The organism is Steroidobacter sp., from assembly GCF_036406195.1.
Lineage (GTDB): Bacteria > Pseudomonadota > Gammaproteobacteria > Steroidobacterales > Steroidobacteraceae > Steroidobacter.
The window spans coordinates 63,098-79,229 of the sequence record NZ_DASWVW010000035.1 but is presented as its reverse complement, the minus strand read 5'-3'; the positions used below and the strand labels follow the sequence as shown (position 1 = coordinate 79,229).

Here is a 16,132-nt window from a genome sequence, read left to right as displayed (position 1 = left end):
CGCGCCTCCTGCCGATCCCAACCGATTGGCCAACCGAAACGGCGCCAGCCATCGCCAACCATGCCGACCATCAAGCAAGCCGATGTGATCCAGAGCGTCGCCGACGCCCTGCAGTACATTTCCTATTACCACTCGCCCGATTTCATCCAGGCCATGGCGGCCGCGTATGAACGCGAGGAAAGCCCCGCGGCCAAGGATGCGATCAAACAGATTCTGGTGAATTCGCGCATGTGCGCCGAGGGCCACCGGCCAATCTGCCAGGACACCGGCATCGTCACCGTGTTCGTCAAGGTGGGCATGAACGTGCAATGGGGCGACGCCACGATGTCACTGAGCGACATGATCAACGAAGGCGTGCGCCGCGCCTACAGCCATCCGGACAACACGCTGCGCGCCTCGATCGTCGGCGATCCGTTATTCGATAGAAAGAACACCAAGGACAACACGCCCGCGGTGATTCATATGGAAGTCGTGCCGGGCGACACCCTCGACATCGCGGTCGCGGCCAAGGGCGGCGGCTCGGAAAACAAGTCCAAGATGGTGATGCTGAATCCGTCGGATTCCATCGTCGACTGGCTGGTGAAGACCGTGCCGCAGATGGGCGCGGGCTGGTGCCCGCCCGGCATGCTCGGCATCGGCATCGGCGGCACCGCCGAAAAAGCCATGGTGATGGCCAAGGAATCGTTGTTCGAGCCCATCGACATCCACGAGATCCGCGAGAACGGCCCGAAAGACAAGTACGAAGCGCTCCGCCTGGAGATCATGGACAAGATCAACGCGCTCGGCATCGGCGCGCAGGGGCTCGGCGGCCTCACGACCGTGCTCGATGTGAAGATCAAACATTGCCCGACGCACGCAGCGTCGTTGCCAGTGGCGGTGATTCCGAACTGCGCCGCGACTCGTCACGCGCACTTCGTGCTGGATGGCTCCGGACCAGCGAAGCTTGACCCACCCGACTTGGAGTTGTGGCCCAAGCTCACGTATCAAGCATCCGCCGATTCGCGCCGCGTAAATCTCGACGCGCTCACGCGCGAAGACGTGGCCTCGTGGCAACCCGGCGAACGTTTGCTGCTCTCGGGCAAGATGCTCACCGGTCGCGACGCCGCTCACAAACGCTTGAGCACGCTGATCGAGTCCGGCCAGCCCTTGCCGCCGGGCCTGGATTTCAAGAATCGCGTGATCTACTACGTCGGCCCGGTCGATCCCGTGAAGGGCGAAGTGGTGGGTCCCGCCGGTCCGACCACGGCGACGCGGATGGACAAGTTCACCGACATGATGCTCGGCAAGACCGGCCTGATCGCCATGATCGGCAAGTCCGAGCGCGGTCCCGAAGCGATCGCGTCCATTCGCAAGCACAAGGCCGCTTACTTGATGGCCGTCGGCGGCTCGGCGTATCTTGTCTCCAAGGCGATTCGCTCCAGCCGCGTGGTCGCGTTCGGCGACCTGGGCATGGAAGCCATCTATGAATTCGAAGTGAAGGACATGCCGGTGACGGTCGCTGTCGATGCGCGCGGCGAGTCGGTCCACGAGACTGGCCCGGCGGAGTGGCGCCAACGTATCGCCGGGATTCCAGTCAAAGTCGTATAAAACCAGAAGGAGTCGGCGGTGGACGGCACGCTGCAGATCAAATACGCGATCCTGTTGCCTCCCACCGCCCTGGTGTTGCTCACCGGCATCGTGTTCGTGCGGTTGTATCTCGACCGCATCGGTGAAATTCGCGCCCGGCGCATTCATCCGCAGAAGCTGGCGAGCGCCAAGGCGACACAAGAGACCCTGCAGAACGTGGCCGCGTCCGACCACTTTCGCAACCTGTTCGAAGTGCCCGTACTGTTCTATGCGCTGTGCGGGTTCCTCGCCATCACCGGGCTGACCAACCTGTTCTTGCTGGCCAGCGCATGGGGCTATGTCGTGCTGCGCGCCGCCCACGCATACGTGCACTTGGGCACCAACACAGTCATCCGGCGCTTTCAGCTGTTCCTGGCGAGCAGCTTCGTGCTGTACGCAATGTGGGCCGTGTTCGCGGTGCGCCTGCTCACTGCATGAAGCCGACCTTGACGTCCTCCTGAGAGAGCAGACGAATAGGCACGCTGGGCGCACGCCAGATGTCGCGGCAATACTCCTGGATGGTGCGGTCGGACGAGAACTTGCCGCTGCGCGCGCTGTTGAGAATCGACATGCGCGTCCAGTGATCGACATCGCGATACGCCGCGCTTACTTGCGATTGACACTCCAGGTACGACTGGAAATCGGCGAGCACCAGATACGGGTCGTGCCATAACAACCCAGCGATCAGGTCGCGGAACATCTGCGTGTCGCCGCGCGAGAAGAACCCGCTGGCAACCAGATCGATCGCTTCCTTCAGCTCCGGCGTCAGGTAAGCCTGAGGTCGATAGCCACGCGCCTTGATCTCCGCAACCTGCTCCGCGGTCAAGCCGAACAGGAAGAAATTCTCGGCGCCGACTTCCTGGCGGATTTCGATGTTGGCGCCATCCATGGTGCCGATGGTCAATGCCCCGTTCATGGCAAATTTCATGTTGCCAGTGCCGGAGGCCTCCTTGCCGGCCGTGGAGATCTGCTCAGACAGCTCGGCCGCCGGATAGACGCGCTGGCTGTTGCTGACATTGAAGTTGGGCAGGAACACGACCTTGAGGCGATCGTTGATGGCCGGGTCGCGATTGATCACATCGCCGACCGAATTGATGAGCTTGATGATGAGTTTGGCCATGTGATAGGCCGGCGCCGCCTTGCCGCCGAAAATGAAGGTGCGCGGCTGGATATCGGCGTTCGGCTCCGACCGCAGCCGGTGATACAAGGCGATGACGTGCAGGATGTTCAGATGCTGCCGCTTGTACTCGTGAATGCGCTTGACCTGCACGTCGAACAGCGAGTGCGGATCGACCTCGACACCGCTGCGCTCTTTGACGAAGGCGGCGAAGTCGGCCTTGTTGGCGAGCTTGATGGCTCGCCACCGCTCGCGGAAGGCCGCGTCTTCCGCCAATGGCTGCAGCCGGCTCAGCTCGTCCAGGTTCTTGACCCAGGAATCGCCGATCGCATCACTGATCAAACCCGACAGCCGCGGGTTGCTCAATGACATCCAGCGACGCGGCGTCACGCCGTTGGTCTTGTTGCTGAACTTGTGTGGCCACAGCTCGTAGAAGTCTTTCAGCACGTCGTGCTTCAGCAGCTCCGAATGCAGCTCGGCCACGCCGTTGATGGTGTGACTGCCGACGCAGGCGAGGTGTGCCATGCGCACGTACCGTTCACCGTGCTCGTCGATCAGCGACATGCGGGCGAGACGCGACTCGTCGCCATAGAAGCGAATGCGCACCTCGTCGAGAAAGCGCGCGTTGATCTCAAAGATGATGTCCAGGTGCCGCGGCAGCACACGCTTGAACAACTCGAGCGGCCAACACTCCAGTGCCTCGGGCAACAGCGTGTGATTGGTATACGCAAACGTCTTGCAGGTGATCGACCAGGCTTCTTCCCATGGCATCAGGTGCTCGTCGACCAGCAAGCGCATCAACTCGGCGACCGCGATGGCCGGGTGCGTATCGTTGAGCTGCACGGCGAACTTCTCGTGAAAGCGCTCCAACGGCAGTTTCTGCACGCGCATGATCCGCAGCATGTCCTGCAATGAGCACGACACGAAAAAATACTGCTGCTCCAGGCGCAGTTCCTTGCCCTGGATCTGCTCGTCGTTGGGATAGAGCACCTTGCTCAGCGTCTCCGACCAGACCTTGTTGCGGACCGCGCCGCCGTAGTCGCCGCGATTGAAGGTGGAGAAGTCGAAGGATTCGGGCGCCTCGGCCTTCCACAGCCGCAGGGTGTTCGCAGTGTTGTTGCGATAGCCCAGGATGGGCGTGTCATAGGGAACGCCGACCACGACTTTGCGCGGCACCCAGCGAACGTGCAGGCGCTCGTGCTCGTCACGGTACTGTTCGGTGTAACCGCCGATGCGCACTTCGACAGCCCACTCCGGCCGCAGGATCTCCCAAGGGTTGCCGAAGCGCAGCCACTTGTCGGTGCGCTCCATCTGCCAGCCGTCGACGATCTCCTGATGAAAAATGCCGAACTCGTAGCGGATGCCATAGCCCAGCGCCGGTATCTCCAGCGTCGCCATCGAGTCGATGAAGCAGGCCGCCAGTCGGCCGAGGCCGCCATTGCCCAGGCCCGGCTCGTCTTCCTGCGCGAGCAAAGTATCGAAATCCAATCCCAGCTCGCCGATGGCCCCGCGGACCTGCTCGTAGATACCGAGATTGATCAGGTTGTTGCCCAGGTGCGGGCCCATCAGGAACTCCGCCGAGAAATAGGCAACGGTGCGCGAGCCTTGCCTGGTGTAAGCCGCCGCCGTGCTGATCCAACGCTGTAACAGCCGGTCGCGCACGGCATACGCCAGCGCCTGGTAGTAATCGTTTCGGGTCGCGAGCGCCGGGAACTTGCCCTGCACGTAAAAAAGGTTGTCGAGGAAGGCGCGCTTGAACGCTTCCTTGGTCAGCGCGGTCCGTTCGTCCTGGTAGGACGGACGGTCCGCCGCCTCGGCAGGATCGGTCGGGTTCTCGAACACCTTCATGGATGTGGCCATGGAAGCCTCTGTTTTGTGCGGCCAACGAATCCGTTCCATGGTGCAAATATCGTGCGTGATGAAACAGGTGTCGGTGACTGGCGGCAGTCCGGAAGTTACACGCGCCCTCGGGGTCATTCGTGCGCCACACGCACGCACCAGCTTGAGTCGCTGCGGCATGCCCGCGCCTCTTTTGGGTGCGTGTACGTGTGCCTGTTGGGCTCAGCGCGTTCTCAGGCCGCGGCTTTGGCTCGATACGCCGAAAACATGGAGAACACCCACGGCCGGCACGCCAGCAGCAGCGCGACGCTGGTCTTCTCACGCGCGGGCAACTGGACATCCAGCGCGGCGAGGTCGGCAAAGTCCGCAGCCAGCTTGTCGATCTTCTTGAGCAGGATGCGCACCGACGCCGGCGACAACTCGGCGGAGTGAAAGCTCAGTGCTTCGTTGGCTGCCGTGAAGGGCCCCTGCAGAAACTCCGCCCGCACCTGGCGCTCGTACAACTTGCGCACCGGACCATCGGGACGCCAGGCAATGGGCAAGCGTGCGTGCAACTGGACCCGGCGCCTGGCATCGACGTCGATCAACCGCGCCTCGACCAGCTTTGTCAACAGAGCGCGCATCGTTCGGGCATTGAGGCTGAGGCGACGCTCCGCCGCTTCCACCGAACGACCATTCAATAGCAAGTAAAACAAGGCCAGCAACGATGCATCGCTTGCTAGAATGCGCTCCTGCTCCAGCGACAGGCTGAAGCTCTGCGCCTCGCGCGGACCGGCGGACATGCGTACCAGATCGGCGACAGTCATGTCGATGGCCGCGCACACGCGCTCCAGGCGCACCAATGTAAAAGATTCATCCGAGAACAATCGCTTCACCGAAGACTCGCTCAGACCGAGCACGCGCCCGAGCTTCTGGTAGGTCATGCCGCGAGCGCGCAAGCAACGCTTCAAAGTTTCCAACAGGTTCTTGGTCTCGTTCACTGCAACAAATTCCGACAGGTTTTGTACGATGGTGCCAAGGGTACCGTATTCCGGTACTTCGGTTTTCAAAGCTTGTTCGAGGTCTACGGAACGCTAATGTGTCGCCCGTGCCGGGACCGGACGCAACGCACCGACAGTCTGTGTAACGGCATGTTGGAACGATGTTGAATAAACAAGAGGGTTCGATATGAAGGTGTTTCACGCGTTACGTGCTCTGGCCCGGCCGGCATTGCGCTGGTCCGTGCCGGCGCTCGTCATCGCCGCGCCGGGGATTGCCGCGGCTGACGATGTCGGCCACTGGTACATCACGCCGCAGATCGGCGGCATCTCGGTCGACAACGATCGGCCGGTGCAAGACAAAGACTGGCTGTATGGTGTCGCCGTTGGCAAACACCTCAGCCAGGCGCTCAACCTGGAGCTGAATCTCAACGGCTCGCAGATCGGGGGCGGCCCGGGCCGCGGTGACATCAGCCTGTACGGCGGCTCGCTCGATCTATTGACGGTGATGAATCGTGGCGGCGCGGTAGAACCGTTCCTGAGCTTCGGCGCGGGCGTGTTGCAGAACGAGCGCAGCCCAGGCAGCAACGCCACCAACTTGATGGGCCAGGTCGGCGCCGGCATGTTCATCAAGGCCTGGCAGAGCAGCGACGGCGCGAAGAGCTTCGCCTTGCGTCCCGAGCTGAAAGTGCGCTGGGACGAAGACGGCGCCATCGACAACAATCGCGATTACCTCGGTATGCTCGGCTTCCAGTTCTCGTTCGGCGCGCCGCCGGCCAAGCCGGTGGAAACACCGCCGCCGGCTCCGGAACCGCCGCCGCCGCCTCCGCCGCCCCCGCCGCCGCCTGTGGGCGATCAGGACAAGGACGGCGTGCTCGACAACGTTGACAAGTGTCCGGATACCCCCGCGGGTGTCGCGGTCGACGCCTACGGTTGCACCCGCAAGGGTTCGATCACGCTGGAAGGTGTGACCTTCGAACTGAACTCGGCGCGCTTGACACCGGACTCGCGCTCGGTGCTCGACGCGGTCGCTGTGGATCTGAAGAAATATCCGCGGCTGAAGATCGAGCTGCAGGGTCACACCGACAGCTCGGGCGCGGACGCGTACAACCTCAAGTTGTCGCAGCAACGCGCTGATGCCGTGCGCACGTACCTGGTCGACCAGGGTGTGCCCGAGACTCAACTGGTGGCGCGTGGCTACGGCGAGTCGCAGCCCATCGAGGACAACAGGACCGAAGCCGGTCGTGCGCTGAATCGCCGCGTGGTGATGTACGTGCTCGACAACCCCGGCGACGCCGTGGAGGTCCAGGGCGAGGGCAAGGTCGAAGAGCAGCGTTGATGCGCGAGGCTCCGCCGCAACGGCGGAGCCCACTGCTTCGGAGATCGCTTCAGAGATCGAAGGTTCCTGCCATCTCGGGCAGGAACCTTTTATTTACCCGGCCTGGTTGGCGGGAAACTGATAGTCCGCAAACTGCTGCCGCAGCTGCAGCTTGCTGAGCTTGCCGGTGGCCGTCAGCGGCAACTTGTCGACGAACACCACGTCGTCCGGAAGCCACCACTTCGCCACTTTGCCGGCCATGAATTCCAGCAGCTCCGCCGCGGTCGCCGTGGCGCCCGGTTTCAGCACCACGACCAGCAACGGCCGCTCCTGCCACTTCGGATGCGGAATCGCGATTGCCGCCGCTTGCGCCACCGCCGGATGCGAGACTGCCAGGTTCTCCAGCTCGATGGAGCTGATCCACTCGCCGCCCGACTTGATCACGTCCTTGGTGCGATCGGTGATCTGCATGTAGCCCAACGGGCAGATGGTCGCGACATCGCCGGTGTTGAACCAGCCGCGCTCGTCGAATACGTCGTCACCGCTTCGCTTGTAGTAACTCGCGGCGACCCACGGCCCGCGAACCTTCAACGCGCCGAACGACTTGCCATCGCGCGGTACTTCGACTCCGTTGTCGTCCTCCACTCGCAATTCGATACCGAACACGGTACGTCCCTGCTTGGCGCGCAGAGCCTCGCGCTCTTGCTCGGGCAGAGCGTCCGCTTCCGGCGTCTGGCAGCGAAGCGTTCCGAGCGGACTGGTCTCGGTCATGCCCCAGGCGTGCACGACTTCCACGTCGTGCTGTTCGGCCAGTTGCTTCATCAATGCCACCGGCACCGCGGAGCCGCCGCATACGATGCGCCTCAGGCTGTCGATGCGCTTGCCGGTCTTCTCGAGATAGGCGACCAGCCCTTGCCACACGGTCGGCACCCCAGCCGAGAACGTCACTTTCTCTTCCTCGATGAGCGCTTGCAGGGTTTCGGCATCGCCCATCTTCGAACCGGGGAACACCAGCTTGGCGCCAACCATCGGGCACGAGTAAGGCAGGCCCCAGGCGTTCACATGAAACATCGGCACCACCGGCAAGACGACTTCATGGGCCGACAGCGACATCACATCGGACAACGCCGACGCGTAGCAATGCAGGAGCGTGGAGCGATGACTGTAGAGCACGCCCTTCGGTTCGCCAGTGGTACCCGAGGTGTAGCACAGCGAGCTGGCGGTGCGTTCGTCGAATTCCGGCCAGTCGAAAGCGTCGCTCTCGTCGGCGATGAACGATTCATAGCTGCGAGCACGTGGCAACTGCGTGGCGGGCATGTGCGCCTCGTCGGTCATGACGATGCAGCCCTCCAGCTTGGGCAAGCGCGCTTGCAGTTTCTCCAGCAACGGCACGAATACCGGATCGAGCAACAACCAGCGATCCTCGGCGTGGTTGATGATGAAAGCGATCTGGTCTTCGAACAGTCGTGGATTGATGGTGTGGCAGACGTAACCCGAGCCGGACACGGCGTAGTAGGTTTCGAAATGCCGATAGTCGTTCCAGGCCAGCGTCCCGACCCGGTCGCCATGCTGCAAGCCGAGGCGTTTCAGCGCATTGGCCAGCTTGCGCGCGCGAGCGAAGGCATCACGATAGGTATAACGGTGCCTGGGATTGTCGTTGGCGACCGAGACGATCTCCCGGTGCGGATGTTGTAGTTCTGCGTGCCGCGCAATGCTGCTGATCAGTAGCGGCCGATCCATCATCAGACCGAACATTCGTCTCCCCCGTCGCTGTTGGTAGCTTCGGAGTCATACCACAAAAGCGAGGGGGGGTGCTTGTCGCGGCGGATCTTCCGATGCACCGGCCGGACGGTCGGGCTACTGGGGGGTCGCCGGGCCGGCCAGAGCAGCGGCCGTGGGCAGCGCCGGCAGGGAGTCGGCGGCAATGACGGCCGGCGTTTCGGCGAGCGGCGCCGGGGACGATGGCACCGGGGGCAGTGGGGAGATCTGGGCCGGCGGGCCCGACGCGGGCATGGCCTGCTCGTGCATGGCGGGCGCGTTGCCAAAACCGTACCGCACGACGATTCGCGCGATATGCGGATGCTCGCTGCTCCATTGCATGAAGTTCACGCACACGGCCTTGAGATCGGTGCCTTGCGCATATTCGAACGAGCTGCCGGTGAAGCGCGCGCCGCCGAGATCCTGCTCGAAGCTGGCGCGATGCTGGTCCCAGGGGGCCTGCATGGCATTGGGTTGCGCGAACAGCTGGATGCCATCGATGCGCGCATACGCCGGGATCGTGCCGCACAGGGCGATTCTCTGAGCATCCTGCTCTCCGCAGGATCCTGTCGCTCCACCAGCGCGGCAGGCCGGCACATAGACGACCGACTCGACACTATCGGCCACGCCCTCCATGGCCACCGGCAATGTCATCGGAATGTAGCTCTCGTCCGCGGCCCCGGCAGTGTCAGCAGCTTCGGCGCGCGCCGCTTCTCTCTCGCTGGCGATCAGCGAGCGCAGTTCCTTCAGCTCGGTGCGCATCACCCGCATTTCCTCGGCGGCCCGCTCCTTGATGAATTCGGAATAGAGGAATCCGCCAGCCCCGGAGGCCACCATGAGAGCCAGCACGGCCAGCACCGAGCGCAGGGTCGAGCGCTTTTTCGGGCGCACGTCCGCCTTGCTGCTACGCTGCTCCTTGAAGGTGCTGAACAGCTGGAACAGGGCCGTGGTGACGGTGGCCAACGCACCGATCATGGCCGCCAGAATGGTTTCGGAAAGCCCCATCGAAGTCCCTTGACGTTGTGCCGTCCGGCTCGTAGCCCTTTCACGCCCGCCCTTCTCGAACCCAGAGAAACGATAAGCAGCGCGCAAGGCGCGCTGCTTATGTCTCGTCTGGCGCGGGACTGTACTGCGTCACACTTTCCGCCTCTGCCGAGCAGTTGGCAGTTTCGGACCTCGCCGCCGCCATGCGTGCAAGCCAACCCTCGCCCGGCATCCTTCGTTCAGCCTGCGGTTCAGCAACCCCCCGAAACAGCCACGTTATGTCGCTCAGCGCACCGCCTCACGAAGCGATCCACGATGTCCCACGGAGTGCGACCGGTCGCTCATTCCGGAAACCCCTGACTCAATTCCGCGCAGCATGCGCCGTTAAAACGTCAAACACCGAGGTCGCGTCCCTCTCCCGTCGCGGCGGCCGGAGCAAGCTTGTGTCATTGGAGCATGTGTAATGTCTGAAGCCTCGAAGTCAATTCTTGCCGTGGACGATTCCGCGTCCATGCGCCAGATGGTCCGCTACACCTTGGAAGGTGCTGGCTACCAAGTGATTCAGGCTGCCGATGGTGTCGAAGCTTTGGACCTCGCCAAGACGCGAGGTGTCGATCTGGTCCTCACCGACGTCAACATGCCGCGCATGGACGGCATCACGCTGGTCAAGGAGTTGCGCGGCCTGGACACGTACAAGTTCACGCCGATGCTGGTGCTCACCACCGAGTCCGGCCAGGAAACCAAGATGCGCGGCAAGCAGGCCGGCGCGACCGGCTGGATCGTCAAGCCGTTCAATCCGGACCAGTTGCTGGCCACCATCGCGCGAGTGCTGTGACCCGCTGCGCTCACGCCGCGGTGAATCCGCCCATGCTGCCGAACTCAATAGAAATCTCCAACGCCGAAGCAGCGCCGCTGGCGGATTGGACACCCGAACAACAGATCGCGCAGATGCTCGAGCTGTGCGAGGCGCAGATGGAGTCGGCCACCTGCGAGTCCGACCTCGCGGTGGATTCTCTGGTCAGGGCCTTCTCCGGCCTGGCCGAGACCGCCCGCTCCATCAAGGCCGCCGCCGCTGCGTTCACTCCCGAACAACGCGCCGCGCTCGGCAACCTGGACATCATCAAGAAGCTGGAGTCCATCGACCGGCAGATGAGCTCCGCCGTGGTCGCGTTCCAGTTCTATGACAAGCTGACGCAGCGGCTCGGCCACGTGCGTTACAGCCTGTCGACGCTGGCACTATTCGTTTGCGACCGCGAGCAGGCGACTCAGCGCGAACAGTGGCGCCGCCTGTTCACCACGCTCAAACGTCTGTATCGCACCGAGGAAGAGAAACAGCTCTTCCAGATGATGGTGGAAGGCGCATCCGCCGACGAGGCGCGCGACCACATTCATCAGAGCACGCAGACGCTGCGCGTCGCCACCGCTGGCGAAATCGAGCTGTTCTAGCCGCGCATCTGCATCCGTTCCGGGCCGATTCCAGGCCACTACTCCCACGCTTCCCTGAGCTGCCGCAACGTTCACGGCAGCTTTTGTTATTTCATATTGCATAACGTCGCGCTGGCCGACGTGACTTGCGGACATTTCTGCAAATATTTGCAGGGCAACGCAGGCGTGCGACATCGGGCAAAGCGCGAGCTGAGAACCGCGTCTCACTCGTGATTTTTTTGCGCCGCGTTGCAAATGACGGTGTGACGTCCCGCACGCTTTGGAATATTCAGGAGGCTATCGTTGCCTCGTCGATCGATCCGCTGTAACGAGCCGATCAGGAAGATGACCCCGCCGACGCGTCCACGAAGATGCAGCAACAAGGGAGTCCATCATGGCGATCAAGTCTCAACAAATCATCGGCATTGCCGGCGCATTCGTGCTGGTAGGCGCGGCCCTATGGGCATCCTCGACGCTGCTCGATACGGACGAGAACGTACCGAGCGTCGAAATCAACCAGTTGCAGGAACGCTCCTGGGCGGTGGAGATCACCGACCTGGGCGCGGCCGAACCGGCGTCGGAGAAGCGCACCGCGAGCGCGCGTCACTGAGCGAACCGGTCGATTGAAGCAGCGGATCGATCCTGCCATCAATCGGCCGGCGTGATCTCGCCCTCGCCCACCTTTTCGACCATGGTCTTGATGCCATTCTCGAAGCCCGCGCCCGAGCCGTTGTAGAACAGATAAATGGGCTTCTCGTTGCGCAGCAGGTCGATGGCGTTGTGATAGTGATCGAGGTGGTAGTAGAGCACCACCTGCCCCTTGGTCAGCGTGTCCGCCGGCAGCGTCGCGCCGTTCGGTAGAAACACCAGCATACCGATGTAGTTGCCCGCGCCTTTCAGGGCGATCCGCGGCGGAAATCCGTTTGCAGAGTAGAACACCTCGTAGGCGTCGACGCGGGTGAGGGACATTCAGTGGGCTCCTGCCAATGATGACGGGTGGGACTATACCCGAGCACGCCCGTTACACTGGCGCACATGAGCACGATTTATCTGATTCGTCACGGGCAGGCGTCGTTCGGCACTGGCAACTACGATCAGCTATCCGACACCGGCCGCGAGCAGGCGCGGCTGCTCGGCAGCTACTTTGCCGGGTTGGGCGAGCGCATCGACCGGATCTACTCCGGCTCGCTGCAACGGCAGAGAGACACGGCGCAACTCATCGCGGCCGCCCTTGGGGATCCGCCGCCGATCGCCATCGAGCCCGCCTTCGATGAGTACGATAGCGACGCCATACTGCAGGCGTTTGCAAGATCGCTGACGCCCGAAGAACTGGCGGAAGCCGAATGGCCCGGGTTGCACACCGACCGGCGCAAGTTTCAGCTGTTCCTCGAGCGTGCCGCGCGCGCCTGGGTGGAGGCACGGATCGAAGCGGAAGAAATGATTCCCTGGCGAGGCTTTCACGCCCGCGTCACCACAGCCGTTGCGAACATCATGCGCAGCGAAGGCCGCTCGAAAACCCTGCTCATCAGCACCTCCGGCGGCGTCATCGGCACCCTGGTCGCCCAGGTGCTGGGCCTCTCCAATCATGCCGGCCTCGAGCTCAACTGGGCCATTCACAACGCCTCGATCACACGACTGATCTACAGCGTCGAGAGAGTTTCGTTGTCCATGTTCAACGGCCTGCCGCACCTGGATCGTGCACCGTTGCGACACTTGATCACCTACCGCTGATCCACTCAACGGCACGCACCATTTTGGACGCGAGAAATCGCGAACCAGCGCCCATTTTACTTTTCAAGGTTGCTGCATTGCGCGCCGTTACAGAGTTGCCAAGGTGGTGACAACGAGGGCCGCGAGCAATGGGGAAGGCAGCGATGGTACGGCATATGTCCTCAGTGGAGGACTATCGCGCGCGCCTGGCTAGCCTGCAGGGCTCGTGGGACACGCTGTCGCTGTTGTCGCATCTACGTGGCGATGGCGCGGATATGAGCGGCACCCGCCAGGCGTTCGAAGCACTGGCCAACGACCTGGTGCACAGCCTCAGCGAAGAAACCTATAAGAAGGCCATGCTGGCCCTGCGGGCCAAGGCCCAGATTGCCATCGACGTGATCGTCCGCAACCTGTTCGAGCGTACCGCCGACATCGGCTTCCTGGCGATCGACGATGAGATTCGCGACTACCTGCGCCAGCGTCGCCGTGATGGCTCGCAGGCAGGCGAACTGAACGATCGTCTGCGCGGCCGTTTTCGGGAATACATCAGCAAGTACTCCGTCTATCACGACGTGGTGCTGCTCGACACCAGCGGTGAAGTGCTGGTTCGCCTCGACGAGCGATACGAGGTCGCGCGTACTTCGCACGAGCTCCTGAAGAAGACGCTCACCACGCGCCAGGGCTATGTGGAAACCTTTGGCCGCGTCGACCTGCTGCCCGACGTGGAGCGCACTCTCATCTACTCGTTTCGCGTAGGCGAAGGCTCCCGCACCGAAGCCGTGCTGTGCCTCTGCTTCCGCTTCGACGATGAAGTCAAAGGCATCTTCGCCAAGCTGCGGGCCGCAGAAGACTGGTCCGAGCTCTGCTTCCTCGACGAGCACGGCACGGTGCTTGCGAGCAGCGATGCCTGGCAGATTCCCATTGGCGCAACAGTACCGCTGGTGCTCGACACCGGTGGCCGCATAGTTAGGTTCGCGGGCCGCGAGTACCTGGCAGTCAGTTGTCGCACTCAAGGCTATCAAGGCTACATGGGACCTGGCTGGCTCGGCCACGCGATGCTACCCATCGAACACGCCTTCGACGCCCAGACTGGCGCGGACGGCAAGCACATTTCCCGCGAGCTACTGGCTGCGCTGCGCGAGAGCGAGACCATCTTCTCCCCCGCCCTGCGCAAGATTCCCGTGCAGGCCGACGCCATTCAGCGCGAGCTGAATCGCACGGTGTGGAACGGCAACGTGCGCCTGGCGACCAGCACCGACTCCAGCAGCGACTTCACCAAGGTCCTGCTGCGCGAGATCGGCAATGCCGGCCGCCGCACGCAGGAAACATTTGAACGCTCCATCAGCGAACTGCAGGAAACGGTCGTGTCATCCATTCTCGATGACGCACGGTTGTTGGCTTCGCTGGCGGTCGACGTGCTCGATCGCAATCTTTACGAGCGCGCCAACGATTGCCGATGGTGGGCATTGAACGGCGCGCTGAGCCGGTATCTCTCGCAGGGCGGCGGTGATCGTGATCCGAGCGAGATCTTGCGGCACATCAACAGCCTCTACACCGTCTATCATGACATCGTGTTGTTCGACAGCGAGGGCTGCATCGTCGCCGTTTCGAATGCGACGCACGCCGGCAAAGTTGGCAGCATCGTTCGCGAACCCTGGGTCGCGGCGACACTCGAACTGCGCGATTCGCAACAGTACGCGGTGTCGGCGTTTGCACCGAGCGTCCTGTACAACGGTCAGCACACGTTGATCTATGGCGCCGCCATTCGCAACGAGGCACGCCGCGTGGTCGGCGGCATCGGCATCGTGTTCGACTGCGCCCCCCAATTCACAGCGATGCTTCGCGACGCGCTGCCTCGCACCGAGTCGGGCGAATTGGTGAGCGGCAGCATTGGATTGTTCGTCGATGCGCACATGAGCGTGGTCGCGGCCACATCTCGGTATCAGCCCGGCGATACGATCGATCTGCCTCGCGAGATCCTCAACACCAATGAAGGTGCGCCGCAGACCGTATGCATGAACGGCGTGCACTACGCGATCGGCGTGCGCAAGACGTCAGGCTATCGCGAGTACTCGGGCATGGGAGTTTTCAGCCTCATCCTCATTCCGCTGGGTGCGGCGACCGAGCATGTGACTTTGCGCCGCGCCGAAGCGCAGAGCCACCGCAGGCTGGCCGCGCATGAAGCGGTAGTCGACGTAGCCACGTTCTACTGCGGCCAACAACGGCTCGGCCTGATGCGCGATGAAATCGTCGAAGCATTGGATGGCACTCAGATCCGTCCCATTCCGAACGCGCCCGCCTGGCACGCCGGCCTCTTGATGTATCGCGAGGCGCCGCTGCCGGTCATCGATCTGGGCCGTTTACTCAATGCCGGCCGGGGCAGCGACGCGCGCAATGTGATCGCCGTGCGCGCCGCAGGGACGGGGCAATTGTTCGGCCTGCTGGTCGACGAGTTGGCCGACATACCGGAGATCGCGGTCAACCGCATCCTGCCGGTTGGAGAGATGAATACTCGCGGCGCGGCCATTCTCGATCGCGCGGTCCGGCCCGAGCACCCCGAAGAGCCGGTGCTCATGCTCATGAACATCGAGCAGCTGTTGATCTATGCGGGCGCCGCCGGCTTCAAGCTTGCGCCAGCCACCGCATCGGACACTCAGCTCGAGGCAGCGAGCTGAGATCAGCCCGCGCGGCGTCCCAGATTGAGCTGACGAATCAATCCGCCGTAGTAGGCATCCTTGAGCGAATTGCGGCGCTCTTCGAGCGCGGCATCGGCTTCACGCTGAACCGCCAGTCGCGTCGCTTCTTCGGCCTTGGGTGAAGACAGGAATTCCTGCGCGCGCCGGAAGGCCTGGCCCACGTCGCACTTGTAGTAGGTCCGCGTGGCGAGCACCTGGCGCGTTTCGTTGCTGGTGCCGCGATTCCAGATCCACAGAGAATTCACCGTGAGCCGCTCGCGTTGGACGCTGAATTCCTGATCCGCCCCAAAGGCACGGCTCACGAAGACATTGGGCGCCTCCGCCGTCAAACGCATGGATGCCAGGCTGCCGATCCGCCGGGGATCGGCTTCGGAAAGCACGGTGAACTCGGTGATATCCGCGCCGGCGGCGGAGTACTGCACGATGGTCTCGCTGGCATTCGCGTCCTCGCTGCACCACATGCCTTCCAGGGCCGCGGCCGAGCCAGAGGTCGCATGCGCCGCCTGCGAGCTCAAGGCGGCCAATAGCATTGGAATGAGGGCCTGGGCGACAGTTCGACCGAGGGTGCGTACCGATCTCGAAGCGTTTGACATTTAGCGAATCGCGGCTCGACTTTGGACGGAGTCACCTGGAGCAAGTTGCATGCCGGCAGCGTGCAGACGCTTGGCGGGCCACTGATTTGCCGGATTGCTTATGCGCCGCC

At 62.8% G+C, this 16,132-nt stretch carries 14 protein-coding genes; 8 read left to right on the top strand and 6 right to left on the bottom strand.

Annotation, left to right across the window (positions count from 1 at the left end; genetic code table 11):
- Window positions 1-60: 60 nt before the first annotated feature.
- Both VGE08_RS16745 and VGE08_RS16740 read left to right on the top strand, forming a co-directional pair.
- Window positions 61-1,587 (top strand): fumarate hydratase, encoded by a 1,527-nt coding sequence (locus VGE08_RS16745; protein ID WP_331069056.1) that lies wholly within the window; start codon window positions 61-63, stop codon window positions 1,585-1,587.
- Window positions 1,588-1,605: 18 nt separating this feature from the next.
- Window positions 1,606-2,043 (top strand): MAPEG family protein, encoded by a 438-nt coding sequence (locus VGE08_RS16740; protein ID WP_331069055.1) that lies wholly within the window; start codon window positions 1,606-1,608, stop codon window positions 2,041-2,043.
- On the opposite strand, the gene VGE08_RS16735 is transcribed toward VGE08_RS16740, so the two are convergent.
- Together VGE08_RS16735 and VGE08_RS16730 are read right to left on the bottom strand one after the other, a co-directional pair.
- On the bottom strand, window positions 2,033-4,570 hold the full coding sequence (locus VGE08_RS16735; RefSeq protein WP_349258728.1) for a glycogen/starch/alpha-glucan phosphorylase: 2,538 nt from the start codon (window positions 4,568-4,570) through the stop codon (window positions 2,033-2,035). The two genes, VGE08_RS16740 and VGE08_RS16735, sit on opposite strands and share 11 nt — an antisense overlap.
- A 224-nt stretch (window positions 4,571-4,794) precedes the next feature.
- Complete coding sequence (locus VGE08_RS16730; protein WP_331069053.1) at window positions 4,795-5,610, bottom strand: helix-turn-helix transcriptional regulator; 816 nt, start codon at window positions 5,608-5,610, stop codon at window positions 4,795-4,797.
- Between the two features lie 118 nt (window positions 5,611-5,728).
- Here VGE08_RS16730 and VGE08_RS16725 point away from each other — a divergent pair, with 118 nt between their 5' ends.
- The gene (locus VGE08_RS16725) at window positions 5,729-6,877 is read left to right on the top strand and encodes an OmpA family protein (RefSeq protein WP_331069052.1); all 1,149 of its coding nucleotides are present in this window, start codon (window positions 5,729-5,731) and stop codon (window positions 6,875-6,877) included.
- Between the two features lie 93 nt (window positions 6,878-6,970).
- Here the strand turns inward: VGE08_RS16725 and VGE08_RS16720 are convergent, their stop codons facing one another.
- Together VGE08_RS16720 and VGE08_RS16715 are read right to left on the bottom strand one after the other, a co-directional pair.
- Window positions 6,971-8,611, bottom strand: a complete 1,641-nt coding sequence (locus VGE08_RS16720) for a 3-(methylthio)propionyl-CoA ligase (RefSeq protein WP_331069051.1) — start codon at window positions 8,609-8,611, stop codon at window positions 6,971-6,973.
- 102 nt (window positions 8,612-8,713) lie between these two features.
- Window positions 8,714-9,619, bottom strand: a complete 906-nt coding sequence (locus tag VGE08_RS16715) for a hypothetical protein (RefSeq protein ID WP_331069050.1) — start codon at window positions 9,617-9,619, stop codon at window positions 8,714-8,716.
- 442 nt (window positions 9,620-10,061) lie between these two features.
- Here VGE08_RS16715 and VGE08_RS16710 point away from each other — a divergent pair, with 442 nt between their 5' ends.
- The 3 genes from VGE08_RS16710 to VGE08_RS16700 all read left to right on the top strand — a co-directional run bounded on the left by VGE08_RS16710 (window position 10,062) and on the right by VGE08_RS16700 (window position 11,633).
- Window positions 10,062-10,433, top strand: coding sequence for a response regulator (locus tag VGE08_RS16710; RefSeq protein ID WP_331069049.1), 372 nt, complete (start codon window positions 10,062-10,064; stop codon window positions 10,431-10,433).
- 32 nt (window positions 10,434-10,465) lie between these two features.
- Window positions 10,466-11,044: a hypothetical protein gene (locus VGE08_RS16705; RefSeq protein WP_331069048.1), complete on the top strand. Its 579-nt coding sequence runs from the start codon at window positions 10,466-10,468 to the stop codon at window positions 11,042-11,044.
- A 373-nt stretch (window positions 11,045-11,417) separates the two neighbouring features.
- Window positions 11,418-11,633, top strand: a complete 216-nt coding sequence (locus VGE08_RS16700; RefSeq protein ID WP_331069047.1) for a hypothetical protein — start codon at window positions 11,418-11,420, stop codon at window positions 11,631-11,633.
- A 38-nt stretch (window positions 11,634-11,671) separates the two neighbouring features.
- Here VGE08_RS16700 and VGE08_RS16695 read toward each other — a convergent pair whose 3' ends face one another.
- A complete protein-coding gene (locus tag VGE08_RS16695) occupies window positions 11,672-11,992 on the bottom strand; it encodes a hypothetical protein (protein WP_331069046.1) in 321 nt (106 codons plus the stop codon).
- A 66-nt stretch (window positions 11,993-12,058) separates the two neighbouring features.
- Between VGE08_RS16695 and VGE08_RS16690 the strand changes: the two genes are divergently transcribed.
- Both VGE08_RS16690 and VGE08_RS16685 read left to right on the top strand, forming a co-directional pair.
- Window positions 12,059-12,754, top strand: a complete 696-nt coding sequence (locus VGE08_RS16690) for a histidine phosphatase family protein (protein ID WP_331069045.1) — start codon at window positions 12,059-12,061, stop codon at window positions 12,752-12,754.
- Between the two features lie 155 nt (window positions 12,755-12,909).
- Window positions 12,910-15,408 (top strand): chemotaxis protein CheW, encoded by a 2,499-nt coding sequence (locus VGE08_RS16685; RefSeq protein WP_331069044.1) that lies wholly within the window; start codon window positions 12,910-12,912, stop codon window positions 15,406-15,408.
- A gap of 2 nt (window positions 15,409-15,410) precedes the next feature.
- Here the strand turns inward: VGE08_RS16685 and VGE08_RS16680 are convergent, their stop codons facing one another.
- On the bottom strand, window positions 15,411-15,959 hold the full coding sequence (locus VGE08_RS16680) for a hypothetical protein (protein ID WP_331069043.1): 549 nt from the start codon (window positions 15,957-15,959) through the stop codon (window positions 15,411-15,413).
- Window positions 15,960-16,132 lie beyond the last annotated feature (173 nt).

Coding starts and splice junctions, on each gene's coding strand:
- VGE08_RS16745 (WP_331069056.1), top strand. CDS start 61: ATGCCGACCATCAAGCAAGCCGATGTGATCCAGAGCGTCGCCGACGCC.
- VGE08_RS16735 (WP_349258728.1), bottom strand. CDS start 4,570: ATGAAGGTGTTCGAGAACCCGACCGATCCTGCCGAGGCGGCGGACCGT.
- VGE08_RS16725 (WP_331069052.1), top strand. CDS start 5,729: ATGAAGGTGTTTCACGCGTTACGTGCTCTGGCCCGGCCGGCATTGCGC.
- VGE08_RS16720 (WP_331069051.1), bottom strand. CDS start 8,611: ATGTTCGGTCTGATGATGGATCGGCCGCTACTGATCAGCAGCATTGCG.
- VGE08_RS16715 (WP_331069050.1), bottom strand. CDS start 9,619: ATGGGGCTTTCCGAAACCATTCTGGCGGCCATGATCGGTGCGTTGGCC.
- VGE08_RS16710 (WP_331069049.1), top strand. CDS start 10,062: ATGTCTGAAGCCTCGAAGTCAATTCTTGCCGTGGACGATTCCGCGTCC.
- VGE08_RS16705 (WP_331069048.1), top strand. CDS start 10,466: ATGCTGCCGAACTCAATAGAAATCTCCAACGCCGAAGCAGCGCCGCTG.
- VGE08_RS16700 (WP_331069047.1), top strand. CDS start 11,418: ATGGCGATCAAGTCTCAACAAATCATCGGCATTGCCGGCGCATTCGTG.
- VGE08_RS16695 (WP_331069046.1), bottom strand. CDS start 11,992: ATGTCCCTCACCCGCGTCGACGCCTACGAGGTGTTCTACTCTGCAAAC.
- VGE08_RS16690 (WP_331069045.1), top strand. CDS start 12,059: ATGAGCACGATTTATCTGATTCGTCACGGGCAGGCGTCGTTCGGCACT.
- VGE08_RS16685 (WP_331069044.1), top strand. CDS start 12,910: ATGTCCTCAGTGGAGGACTATCGCGCGCGCCTGGCTAGCCTGCAGGGC.
- VGE08_RS16680 (WP_331069043.1), bottom strand. CDS start 15,959: ATGCTATTGGCCGCCTTGAGCTCGCAGGCGGCGCATGCGACCTCTGGC.